The organism is Desulfosporosinus sp. OT (assembly GCF_000224515.1).
Classification (GTDB): Bacteria; Bacillota; Desulfitobacteriia; order Desulfitobacteriales; family Desulfitobacteriaceae; genus Desulfosporosinus.
Map to the genome: position 1 here is coordinate 70414 of NZ_AGAF01000105.1, position 12550 is coordinate 82963.

A 12550-nucleotide genomic window follows, 5' to 3' on the forward strand; every position below is an offset into this window, starting at 1 on the left:
CAACTACTTAGTTTCCTCTTATTTGCCACCTCGCACCTTGCGGGGTATCCTCAATGACGATGCCTTTATCTTTGAGCGCATCACGAATAAAATCTGCCATTTCCCAATCTTTCTTCTGGCGCGAACGTGAACGAATCTGTAATACAACCTCCATAACCTGCTTAAGCGTTTCATCGTTTGCGGCAGGAACTAGTACCGAATGAAGTAGGTCGATGCCGAGCACGCCGCCAAGTTCTAGGAGGGTCTTTTGAGCTGTCGCCAACGCTTCTGAGGGAGCTGGGTTTTCCTGGACGCACCCATTCATCGTTTTAGCTAATTCGAAGAGTGCCGCATAGGCCAATGCTGAATTAAAATCATCATCCATAGCTTTTTCAAATGCTTCGCGCGCTTCTTTGGCAGCCTTAAATAATTCTGCCTCAATCTGTTCGTTTGACGAAGAGCCCTCTCGATCCAGCGCTTCTTGGGCCAAACGAATGCTGGTATGCAGCCGTTCCAACCCTTTTTGGGCCATCACCAGATTCTGATCATTGAAATCCAACGGGCTGCGGTAATGAGTCCCCAGCAAATAAAATCGAATGACTTCACCTGAAAATTTAGCGAGCAGCTCCCTGATTGTAAAGAAATTGCCCAAAGACTTGGACATCTTCTCTTGATTGATCGTCAAAAACGCATTGTGCATCCAATAATGGGCAAAGGTCTGCCCTTTAAGGTACCCTTCCGTTTGGGCAATCTCATTTTCATGATGTGGGAAAACGAGATCTTCCCCGCCTCCGTGAACATCAAATCCAGAGCCAAGATATTTTAAAGACATAGCTGTGCATTCAATATGCCAACCAGGACGTCCATTTCCCCACGGACTTTCCCAGAAAGGCTCTTCCGGCTTGGCTTTTTTCCAAAGTGCAAAATCCATAGGATGATGTTTTCGTTCATCCACCTCAACCCTGGCTCCAGCCTTCATATCTTCAAGCGTTCTACCGGACAGTTTCCCATAATTAGGGAAATGGTCGACTGCAAAGTAAACATCCCCATCCGTTTCATACGCTAACCCATTACTCACAAGTTCCTGAATAATCTCGATCATTTCCGGAATATGCTCAGTAGCCTTGGGGTGTATGGTAGCGGGAAGGAGGTTTAATTCTTTGGCATCTTTAAAATATTCTTCAATGTATTTTTGGCCTAAAGCCAAAGGATCCATCTCTTCAACTTTACCGCGCTGAATAATCTTGTCATCCACATCCGTAAAATTTTGGATGTAACGGACATCATACCCTTTATACATGAAATAACGACGAATCATATCAAATACGACAAACATCCGTCCATTCCCCGCATGGAAATAGTTATAGGTCGTCGGTCCGCAAACGTACATCGCCACCTTCCCGCTCTCCCGGGGTTGGAACTCTTCCTTTTGACGGGTCATGGTGTTGAATAATTTCAAAGACATTGCATCGACTCTCCTCTTCTTTTAGACGTTGTTCTAAATACTCTACTCTCTGCATTAAGCATTTTAACATCTCATTTACCGGATCTGGTAATTCATCATGTCTTAAATCAGGGTCCTTAATCGGGATCCCATGGTGAAGGACAATCCGACCCGGAACTCCTACCACGGTCGTATCACTGGGAACGGGTTTATTAACAACCGACCCTGCGCCAATTTTTACGTTATCTCCAACTTTAAAAGAACCTAGAACTTTTGCCCCGGCTCCAATCACCACGTTATTTCCAATCGTCGGGTGCCTCTTACCTTTCTCTTTTCCAGTCCCCCCCAGTGTGACCCCTTGATATAAGGTAACATTATCTCCGACTTCCGCTGTTTCACCAATGACCACACCAGTGCCGTGATCAATAAAGAAGCCTTGACCAATTTTAGCACCCGGGTGAATTTCGATCCCGGAAAGGAACCTAGAGAGCTGAGAAATCATGCGCGGCAAGAGTACTAACTTATGTCGATACAGCCAATGTGCCGCTCTGTGAAAAAGCACCGCATGAAACCCCGGATAACAAAATATGACTTCCCAAATACTTTTCGCTGCAGGATCTCTTTCAAAGATTACTCGAATATCACGACGAACCTGTCGGAACATCTTTAGCCTCACCCTTTCCTCTCCCCAATATTATCCGTGAAAACCTATAAATAAATACAAAAAGCAGAACCCTTCGTCCAGAGACGAAAGATTCCGCGGTCCCACTCTGTTTGAACGAACGTGCCGTTCGTTCCAGCTTACAACTTTAACGCAGTCATTACGGATAGGCATACTTCAGGTTTCTGCCGATCAACTCAGAGACGCACTTCCAAAGGTTCCTTGCAAATGGCTTCCACTGTCCCATTTTCGCTTGTTGCAATTTCTCTTTGTACTCTTTCCCATCATCGTCCAAACTAATATTGAATTATGGTATGGAGCCAAGTTTTGATATTTATTTATTATAGGATAGTAACCAATCCATGTCAACAAACAGGTCTTCCGATCCTTCTAGCTTACCCTAGATCTTACGCTAGATAACGTTTTTCCGTAACTTCAAGTCGTTTCAAAACATTCTCGCGCCCCAACAAGGGGATGACATCGTATAATTCCGGTCCATGCATCTGTCCTGTCAAAGCGACTCGAACAGGCATGTACACTAATTTGCCTCCAAGTTTCAACTCTTTCGTTATTTGCTTTAAGAGGACTTTAACCGTAGCTTCAGAAAGCAGGTCTGCTTCACGCACTTTCTCTCTGAATAACCCCAAAACAACGGGTACCTGTTCCCCCCTCAAGACCTCCACGGCCTCACTCTCTGCTTCCAGCGGTACCGCACCGTGAAAATAGTGAATAAAATCTTTCAGCTCTGCCACATAGGCTATTTTCTCGGAAATCGCTTTAATAAAACCCAAACACCATTGCTGCTGTTCCGCAGACTGCTCTCCTTGAGGGAGAATGCCCAGTTCCTGTACATACGGTAAAGCAAGTTCAGCTATGCGTTCAGGAGGTGCTTCTCTAAGGTAGTGAGCATTGATGTAGTTCAACTTCTGGATATCAAAAACTGCCGGGCTTTTGGAAACACGATCAAGCGAAAAAGCCTCTGCCAATTCGTCCAGGGTATAAAACTCTTCTTCTCCAGACGGAGCCCATCCCAGGAGGGCAATAAAGTTTACGATGGCTTCCGGGAGATACCCCTTTTTCTGATAGTCCATGACCGCGGTATCGCCATCCCGCTTGCTCATTTTCCCGCCTTCTGTATTAAGGATTAAAGAAATATGCGCGAATTCAGGGACGGGCAACCCCAATGCTTGATAAATCAAGACTTGACGCGGTGTATTAGAGAGATGCTCTTCCCCACGAATAACGTGCGTGATGTTCATGGTAGCATCGTCAATCACGACTGCAAAATTATAAGTGGGTATTCCGTCTGATTTAACAATAACATAATCCCCAATTCCATCGCTCTCAAAAACCACATCCCCACGGACCTGATCCTTAATATGGATCGCTTGCCCTTCAGGCACACGGAAACGCACAACAGGCTTGCGGCCTCCAGCTTCATAAGCTGCCCGTTGCTCCGATGTTAATTGACGACATTTACCCTGGTAACGAGGGGTCCCCCCCTTGGCAATCAAGTCTTGACGCTCTTGCTCTAACTCTTCTTCCGTACAGTAGCAATAGTAAGCGTGACCACTGTTCAAAAGTTTATTAGTATATTCTCGGTATAGCTCTAAGCGATCTGTTTGGCGATAAGGACCATGCTCTCCGCCAATCTCAATCCCTTCATTCCATTGTATATTAAGCCAACGCAGCGATTCCAAAATATTATGTTCTGATTCTCGACTGGAACGCTCTAAATCGGTATCCTCACTTCGAACAATAAAGGTTCCCTTGTTTTTACGAGCCCATAAATAATTAAACAAAGCGGACCTGGCCCCACCAATATGGAGTGGGCCTGTCGGGCTGGGTGCAAACCGAACGCGAATTTCCATAAATTCATCCTCCAACTTTTTCTAAGTTTACAATTGCCTGGGCGCCGATTCCTTCTCCCCGGCCTTCAAATCCCAAGCGTTCGGTTGTTGTCGCTTTCACTGACACACATGATTCGTCCATCTTCATAGCGCGCGTAAGATTAGAGCGCATCTGGGAGATAAAAGGAGCAAGTTTAGGATGCTCTGCCACAATGATACTATCAATATTTCCGACGCGATACCCCTGCTCTTCAATAAGTCCCATGACTTGCTCCAATAAGGCCAAACTTGAAATGCCGCGGTAGCGAGGGTCATGATCAGGAAAATGTGCCCCTATATCTCCTAAAGCCAAAGCTCCTAAAAGAGAATCCATGATTGCGTGAATTAGAACATCCGCATCCGAATGTCCAAGCAAACCACGTTCATAGGGAATCTCTACCCCTCCAAGAATCAAAGGTCTACCCTCAACCAAAGCATGTACATCATATCCGATTCCAACTTTAATAACCAACAACCCCTTTCGCGAGGCGCGTAGCGCGAGGTTCGAAGTTCGAGATACAAGGTCGAATCGCATAACATATTGTGCTTCGCGAACAGTGCATGTATTTCATACTTTGTGTTTGTACCTAGTGCATCGCACTTCTCCGTATCACACTTCAGGTCAGACAGGGGAACGGTTCTTTTGATCTTTTCTACCTGACCTGCCTGCATGTTCATGTTTCGTATTTTGTGTCTGTCTCTTATTCGGGCATCGTGCCTCGTGCATCGCGCATCGCAAGTATTCGTTCAGCTAACCACAAGTCCTCGGGCGTGGTCACCTTAATATTTTCCAGGGAACCTGGTACCAACTGGACGGAATACCCCATCCGTTCTAGCAACGATGCATCATCCGTACCATAGTACTCCACAGCCGCTGCTTGACGATGAGCTTCTTCCAGTATCCCACGATCAAAGATTTGGGGCGTCTGGACGGCACGCAGACGTTCACGCGGCAGAGTTTCTAACACTTTACCGCAGGTATCAACTCGCTTTATAGTGTCCTTGAGTTCGATTCCCATAATTGCAACAGAGAAATTGTCCGTCTCTCTAAGGAATTGGTGAAACACCTGTAACGCCAAAAGGGGCCTCGCCCCATCGTGAACCACTACTCGTTGAATAGTGGGACTCAGAGCTTGAACCCCTGCATAAACAGAATCTTGGCGCTGCGCTCCACCTTTACATATGGCAACAACTTTATTAAACCTATAGCGATGAACAAGTTCTTCAATTACCGCAACATCGCTTTCTGCCCCAACAATAACAATTTCAGAGACATGACAAGAATTTTGGAAGAGTCTTACCGTATGCGCTAAAATTGGTTGTCCCATCAGTGGCAGGAATTGTTTGTTATATCCGACCCCCATCCGTTTGCCTTGACCAGCTGCAGGAATAACGATCCCTATCTCAGCCAATCGCATTCACCTCATCGATCGAACGAAGGCCCATCGGTTTTTTTTCCAGAGAACTTTTCGGCTTAGCAAAAATCATGCGACCGGCTGCTGTTTGGAGAACACTTGTTACCAAAACTGAGACAGTTTGCCCCATATAGCGTCGTCCTGAATCCACAACAATCATCGTACCATCGTCCAGATAGGCAACACCCTGCCCGGGCTCCTTTCCTTCTTTCATCACTTGGACGAGCATCTCTTCGCCGGGCAATACGATTGGTTTAAGGGCATTGGCCAATTCGTTAATATTTAAAACCTTAACTCCCTGAAGTTCAGCCACTTTGTTGAGGTTATAGTCATTCGTCAAAAGAGGAGAGTTTAACACTTGCCCCAAGCGTACCAGTTTACTGTCAACTTCATTTATATCATCAAAGTCCTGTTCATGAATATGAACCGTGATCGCTGTTTCCTTAGAAATTTGATTAAGAATATCAAGTCCTCTACGCCCACGATTTCGCTTCAGCAAGTCTGAAGAATCAGCGATATGTCGAAGCTCCTCCAAGACGAAACTCGGGATGAGCAATATTCCTTCCAGAAACCCAGTTTTGACAATGTCTGCAATCCGTCCATCAATAATTACACTTGTGTCTAGAATTTTATAATTTACTGACTCCAGGCGGGTGTCCGTTTTACCTTCCTTCTGTTTGTCCGCTTTATCAGTTTTGTCTCCCCGGTCACGGAATCTCGGAATAAAATTAAGAAAGCCTAAGACATCCTCTTTCCGTTTCATTCCAATCGTTAAACCCAGATAACCCAAGAACAAGCTCAGCAGGACCGCCAAAATTGGTCCAAAAAAAGGAACACTGACAAATGAATTGCTAAATAAACTTGAAATAATAAGTCCGATAATCCCCCCAACAGCTCCACTCATAAGATCATGCGTTGGGACCCGGGTTAATCGCGAATCCATCCAACGCATTAATGAGAGAAAAGAACGGATACTAACCGGAGCAACTAAAAACCCAATAATGGCAAACAAGACAATCATAGTTGCGTATGTCCAAACAGGCGACAAGTTTAATCCCAAGGATTGTAAAAGATTAAGTTTTAGAAACAAATAATCAAGATAAAATCCCAACGCTCCCGCTAACAGAGTGATGATCCCGCGTATTAAATTGCGAATCATCATTTCACCTCCTTTTATCATAGTGTGACTAAAAGTCTTTCCAATTATACTGCGAATTGCCATTAAATCTCAAGCTTAGGGAAATTAACTCAATTCCTTATGCTTTATTCGTTTAACATAACAGCAAGTATACGTCTTTGAGTGCCTAAGTGCAACCAGACTGCCATTTTTTTATGAATAAAATACGACGCTAACTTAGAAGGCTAAGCCAGGATTAAAGCCTTGGAGAGCCATTGTCTAACTGCTGCCTCTTCAGAGCCTTCTGTCAAGACGAGTTCACTGATCAAAATTTGGCAGGCATTTTCGTACATCTTTTTTTCTCCAGTCGAAAGACCTTTCTCATTATCCCTTTGAGCAAGGCTACGAACTACATTGGCAACCTCAAAAATATTCCCGCTCTTGATCTTTTCTAAGTTCGCACGATAGCGCCGATTCCAGGCCAGGGTAGCTGCCGTATCTTTGGTTCTCAGTACTTCTAACACGTCTTTAACCATGGTCGGAGAAATCACTTGCCGCAAACCCAAGTTCTCCACGTTATTCAAGGGAATAAACAATTTCATGTTCCCTACCGGTAAATGCATGACATAATATTGACGTATTTCCCCGAGAACTTCCCGTTCTTCAATCGACTCAATAATGCCGGCACCATGCATTGGATATACAACTTTGTCACCAACCTTAAACATTCGGCCACCCCCTTAACTATCATTATATCAAGTTACATAGCCCGGGTCAAAATTTTAAGATTATATCATACAACTCTTTAGCCTGTCAATTTCCCAAATCCATCCTAAATTCTATTGAAAATTGACAACAACCCAGCGGTCTCGGTATAATAGAGGAGGCAGAAAGGAGTGAGGATCGCACACATGGAACAACTCACTGACCAATTCCAAAGCATGGTAAAATCCCTGTTAATCCGGCATCAAAGCATTTTAGATATCTTGTCCAAAGGGCAAGAAACTTCAGCGCGTGTTAACCGAGCCGTTGTTAAGTCGGTTACAAGTTGCGGGTGCCATGCAGTGAATGCGCGTAAGAAATCCCTACCCCCAGATGCAAGCCTTGCCGATTTAAAAGAGCTCTTGAACAGTCAACTCGAAGGATTAATCTGCGATAACTGCCGAGACATCATAGAAGCAGAATTAGGTAAACAGCTGTTTTATATAGCCGCTCTATCTAACGCTTTAGACATTTCCCTAAGTGAAGTTCTCTATCAAGAATACAAAAAGCTTCAGACTCTAACCATTTTCAACTTGACATAAACTATTAAGTTCCTGCATTGGGCAGGAGCTTTTTTTATGGTCAGCGCAACTCCGGCGGTTGCTCTCAACAAGACTCACTAGAAGGCTAATACGTGCGAAGACAGTGTCTGCAAGAAGGGTTAATACGCGCGAAGACAGTGTCTGCAAGAAGGGTTAATACGCGCGAAGACAGTGTCTGCAAGAAGGGTTAATACGCGCGAAGACAGTGTCTTCGTGTGGTGGTGGGCACCAGCCAAGTCTTCTTTATTGTTCTAACGTATTCATATTTAAATGCATAATAACATCGTACAAAGTGTTTAACTCTATAATTTCAACATTTTTGAATCTCGAAGAATCTCTGACAGTATTTTTTGCTACATAAACTCGCTTAAATCCCATCCTGTCTATTTCTCTTATTCGCGCCTCTATTGACGGAACTTTTTTGAGTTCGCCGGTAAGTCCCACATCTGCCAGAAATACTGTATCATTCGGAATTGCTTTGTCCTTCACAGATGAAACTATACACATAATAATTGCTAAGCTTACGGATTGTTCTTTAAGTTGGAGACCTCCAGTTGTTTTTATGACCACATTCTTATCGTATAAGTTGATTCTACCTCTTTGTTCAAGTATCGAAATCATGGTGTTTAGTTGGTCTCTTCTTAAACACTCCGCAATTCTTGATGGATAGGGAGTAAACGATCTGGATACCAGGCTTTCGATTTCAACAATGATTGGGCGAGATCCCTCTTTTATTACTGTTAATGCACTTCCAGAAACCTTTTGCCCATCTCCCCTTTGCGTCATAAAAAACTCGGAAGGATTATCGATCGATAACATGCCTTGTTCAGTCATTGAAAAAAAACCTATTTCCCCTGTACTTCCGAATCTGTTCTTGGAACACCATGCTCCCCTTAATTCTTCTCCATTTTCTCCATTTAATATCAAGACCGCGTCAACTAGATGCTCCAAAGCCCGAAGTCCCGCAATTTCATCATCTTTGGTCATTTGTCCGACCATGATAACCGCTCTGGGCCTGCTATTGTTCTTGGCAACTTTTAACAGTTCGTTGGCACATTCCATTGTCTGAATGGGCGAGCCCGGGCGAGAATTGTGTTCTTCAAGATTAAAGGTTTGAATACTGTCGATGATAATTAAATCCGGATCAAGTTCCGCAACAGAGGCCAGAACATTGTTCATACTGGTATCAGAGTATATCCAAATGTTACTCTTGTTGCTGTTTAGAATTCGATCAGCCCTGCTTTTTATTTGACTGTCACTTTCTTCTGCCGAAGCATAGAGAACCCGATACCCTTTAGAGGCAACATCGTCTGCCACTTGTAAAAGCAGCGTTGACTTTCCAGCACCTGGCCTTGCTGTCAAAATAATTATCGAATCCCTAACAATTCCGCCACCGAGCACTCGGTTAAATTCACTTAGGCTCGTAACAATTCGATCACTATTACCCGATATCACCTCAGATAGCCTTTTGGGCGAAGTCTTTCGACTATTGGACACTGCAGTTGATTTGGCTTGACTAATCATTTCTTCATACGTGTTCCATTCCTCACAACTCTGACACTTTCCCATCCACTTTGGGCTTTCGTAGCCGCAATTGGAACATCTATAAATCACCTTATTCTTCAATACAATGCCCCATTCCCATCAAACATCTCGGGATAATTTTAATCAATTTCTTCTATGTACTGCCGTTCTCATGTAAGACAATTCATGAATTGCCTTACATGAGACAACAGCTAGTTATCATTTCTTGGAGAATTTCATTTTCCCATCCTCGGCTTCCACTCCAATTGTGTCACCGTCTTTAAATTCACCTTCAAGTATTTTTTCCGACAGAGCATCTTCTATTAAACGTTGAATTGCTCGCCGCAACGGACGCGCACCAAAAACCGGATCGTTTCCCTCTTTAGCTATTAGAAGAGTTGCGCTCTTCTCAATTTCGAGCTTTAAGCCATGCTCACCCAATCGTTTGTTCATTTGGCTCATTAATATTTCTGTGATTTTCTCCAAATGTTCCTCTTGGAGAGCATGGAAGACTACTAGCTCGTCGATACGATTTAGGAACTCTGGGCGGAAGGTTCGTTTTAACTCAGCCATAACCTGTCCGTGCATATTCTTGTAGTCTGCTTTCTCGTCTTTTTTAGGGGCAAATCCCATTGCTTCCTTTTTCAAGAAGGAGGATCCTACATTTGACGTCATAATAATGACTGTATTTCGGAAATCAACGGTCCTGCCTTTAGTATCCGTTAGCCGACCATCTTCAAGCACTTGCAATAAAATATTAAATACTTCAGGATGCGCCTTTTCGATTTCATCCAGCAAAACAACACTATAGGGTTTACGCCTTACCGATTCAGTTAACTGACCGCCTTCATCATGTCCAATATATCCTGGAGGTGCTCCTACAAGCCTTGAGACTGCATGTTTCTCCATATATTCAGACATATCGATGCGGATCAAAGCCTTTTCATCCCCAAACATCGCCTCGGCTAAAGCGCGACCAAGTTCAGTTTTTCCAACTCCTGTTGGCCCAAGAAAGATGAAGGAACCAATCGGGCGTTTGGGATCTCTCAATCCCGCTCGCGCACGGCGGACTGCTCGGGCTACGGCTGTGACTGCGTCTTCTTGTCCAATGAGCCGCTGATGCAAAATCTCCTCTAAATGCAGGAGACGTTCACTTTCTTCTTGAGCAAGCTTTTTAACAGGTATTCCTGTCCAACTAGCTACAATTTGAGCGATGTCATCCGCCGTGACTTGGGCACTCTCTTTGTAACGCAGATTTTCCCAGGCCTCTCTTTGTCCAGCAAGCTCTACCCGCAATTTGTGTTCCTGATCGCGGATTTGAGCTGCTTTTTCAAATTCCTGGCTGGAAACCGCTGCTTCTTTCTCCTTCTTCAAGCGCTCCGCTTCTTCTTCAAGTAATTTTAAATCTGGCGGAGCGGTAAAACTAGCTAGACGAACACGCGAAGCTGCCTCATCCATTAAATCGATGGCCTTGTCCGGTAAGAAGCGGTCTGAAATGTATCGATCGGACAGGCGTGCAGCCGCCTCAATCGCTTCATCTGTAATTTTGACCCGGTGATGCGCTTCATACCGATCGCACAAACCATGAAGAATCCGAATTGCCTCCTCTACAGTCGGTTCATCGACCGTAATGGGCTGAAAACGACGTTCTAAGGCTGAATCCTTCTCGATATATTTTCGATATTCTTCTAAGGTAGTGGCCCCGATGCATTGAAGTTCACCTCTGGCTAACGCTGGTTTTAAAATATTTGCTGCATCAATAGCTCCTTCAGCCGCTCCCGCTCCAATTAAGGTATGCAATTCATCAATAAAAAGGATGATGTTCCCGTCCGCCCGGATCTCTTCCATTACTTTCTTTAAGCGCTCTTCAAATTCGCCCCGGTATTTGCTTCCAGCAACCATCGCTGAAAGGTCTAACGTAATAACTCGTTTGTTTAAAAGAATCTCCGGCACTTTGTTGCCAATAATACTTTGGGCCAAGCCTTCGGCTATAGCTGTTTTACCGACACCTGGTTCCCCGATCAGCGCCGGATTGTTTTTAGTCCGTCGACTTAAGACCTGGATAACTCGCTCGATTTCCTTTTCTCTCCCGATCACAGGGTCGAGACGAGCTTCGCGTGCTTGCACTGTAAGGTCGCGTCCAAACTCATTGAGGGCTGGCGTATTCGCAGGCCCGGCGTTCTTGGTGGAAGATATAGGATTAGGCGCCGGTATTGCCGATTCATCTAATTCCCCACCTAAAAGTTTCACCACTTGTTTCCACACTTTTTCAGGGCTCACATTGAGATTCGCCAAGATTCGGGCCGCAATCCCCTCGCCCTCCATAATTAATCCCAAGAGCAAATGTTCAGTCCCAATATAATTAACATCTTGGCGGTGAGTTTCCTCATTTGCCAACTCTAAAACCCTTTTCACTCGCGGAGTAAGCCCCACCTCGCCGTTAAAGGGTTGACCCACCCCGGCAATTTGTTCAACCTGGCCACGAATTTTATCCAGATCTAAACCCATTCCGGTTAAAGCCTGAGCCGCAATTCCCTCACCCTCTTGAATAAGCCCAAGTAGGATGTGTTCCGTCCCCACAACTTGATGTCCCATCCGTTTAGCTTCACTATGGGCTATAGTTAAGACTTTCTCTGCACGTTCTGTATAACGTCTCTTCATCATTTCTTCATCCTTTCTTTTATCGAGGCACGAAGTTCGATGCTCGCAACTCGAAATTGAGATTGAAAGCAAAGCTTTCATGATTTAAAAGAGCAAGCCTGTGATACAAGCGATCAGGTTTCCTACCTCGTCCTTTGTGTACTCGTGCCTCATGCCTCATGTATCGTACCTCGTGCTTCCTGCATCGCGCCTCGTATAAGTCGAGCCCGCTCCTCATCCCGCTGGTTGGGGTCAAGTTCCCGATCAAGAATATATTGCAAACATCCCGAACGAGTATCCACGATCAACGTTGCAAAACCATCTTTGATCTTGGGTAATATACCCATATCAGTTCCTAATCGGTCAAGGGACAATAAATGAATAGCATCTTCCGAAGAGAGTAGCCGAGCGTTTTGCAAAGTTCCCCGCGCCCGCCAAACCTTATCTTCCAGGAGCATCGGCATTTGCTTTTGGAGAAGTTCTCGGGCCTTAAGTTCATGCTCGATAATCTGTCCGGTCACAGCATCCAAATGGGTTAAGATATCTTCTTCACTTTTGCCGAGCGTGATCTGATTGG

Annotated in this window: 10 protein-coding genes, 1 pseudogene and 1 other annotated feature; of the genes and pseudogenes, 1 reads left to right on the plus strand and 10 read right to left on the minus strand. The window is 44.7% G+C overall.

From position 1 onward, the window contains the following. Positions 1 to 7 precede the first annotated feature (7 nt). From cysS to DOT_RS09675, 7 genes are all read right to left on the minus strand, one after another. On the minus strand, positions 8 to 1444 hold the full coding sequence (gene cysS / locus DOT_RS09645; protein WP_040411759.1) for a cysteine--tRNA ligase: 1437 nt from the start codon (positions 1442 to 1444) through the stop codon (positions 8 to 10). Beyond that, positions 1341 to 2087, minus strand: coding sequence for a serine O-acetyltransferase (gene cysE / locus DOT_RS09650; protein WP_009617643.1), 747 nt, complete (start codon positions 2085 to 2087; stop codon positions 1341 to 1343). Before cysE ends, cysS begins: the two co-directional genes overlap by 104 nt. Before the next feature lie 76 nt (positions 2088 to 2163). Further along, positions 2164 to 2381: a binding site (T-box leader), on the minus strand. A 110-nt stretch (positions 2382 to 2491) separates the two neighbouring features. Beyond that, positions 2492 to 3955 carry a glutamate--tRNA ligase gene (gene gltX, locus DOT_RS09655; RefSeq protein ID WP_040411761.1) on the minus strand — a complete coding sequence of 488 codons (1464 nt, stop codon included), beginning with the start codon at positions 3953 to 3955 and terminating at the stop codon, positions 2492 to 2494. 4 nt (positions 3956 to 3959) lie between these two features. Further along, positions 3960 to 4508 (minus strand): 2-C-methyl-D-erythritol 2,4-cyclodiphosphate synthase, encoded by a 549-nt coding sequence (gene ispF / locus DOT_RS09660; RefSeq protein WP_083824045.1) that lies wholly within the window; start codon positions 4506 to 4508, stop codon positions 3960 to 3962. Between the two features lie 166 nt (positions 4509 to 4674). Continuing rightward, positions 4675 to 5385 carry a 2-C-methyl-D-erythritol 4-phosphate cytidylyltransferase gene (gene ispD, locus DOT_RS09665; RefSeq protein ID WP_009617651.1) on the minus strand — a complete coding sequence of 237 codons (711 nt, stop codon included), beginning with the start codon at positions 5383 to 5385 and terminating at the stop codon, positions 4675 to 4677. After that, complete coding sequence (locus tag DOT_RS09670) at positions 5378 to 6547, minus strand: PIN/TRAM domain-containing protein (RefSeq protein ID WP_040411762.1); 1170 nt, start codon at positions 6545 to 6547, stop codon at positions 5378 to 5380. Before DOT_RS09670 ends, ispD begins: the two co-directional genes overlap by 8 nt. Positions 6548 to 6750: 203 nt before the next feature. Then, the gene (locus tag DOT_RS09675; RefSeq protein WP_009617655.1) at positions 6751 to 7233 is read right to left on the minus strand and encodes a CarD family transcriptional regulator; all 483 of its coding nucleotides are present in this window, start codon (positions 7231 to 7233) and stop codon (positions 6751 to 6753) included. A 183-nt stretch (positions 7234 to 7416) separates the two neighbouring features. Here DOT_RS09675 and DOT_RS09680 point away from each other — a divergent pair, with 183 nt between their 5' ends. Next, complete coding sequence (locus DOT_RS09680; protein WP_009617657.1) at positions 7417 to 7809, plus strand: hypothetical protein; 393 nt, start codon at positions 7417 to 7419, stop codon at positions 7807 to 7809. Positions 7810 to 8052: 243 nt separating this feature from the next. Here the strand turns inward: DOT_RS09680 and radA are convergent, their stop codons facing one another. From radA to DOT_RS09695, 3 genes and pseudogenes are all read right to left on the minus strand, one after another. After that, positions 8053 to 9435: a DNA repair protein RadA gene (radA, locus tag DOT_RS09685; protein WP_009617659.1), complete on the minus strand. Its 1383-nt coding sequence runs from the start codon at positions 9433 to 9435 to the stop codon at positions 8053 to 8055. Between the two features lie 117 nt (positions 9436 to 9552). Further along, on the minus strand, positions 9553 to 11994 hold the full coding sequence (locus DOT_RS09690) for an ATP-dependent Clp protease ATP-binding subunit (RefSeq protein ID WP_009617661.1): 2442 nt from the start codon (positions 11992 to 11994) through the stop codon (positions 9553 to 9555). Positions 11995 to 12143: 149 nt separating this feature from the next. Next, positions 12144 to 12550: pseudogene (locus DOT_RS09695) on the minus strand (ATP--guanido phosphotransferase); the annotation flags it as partial.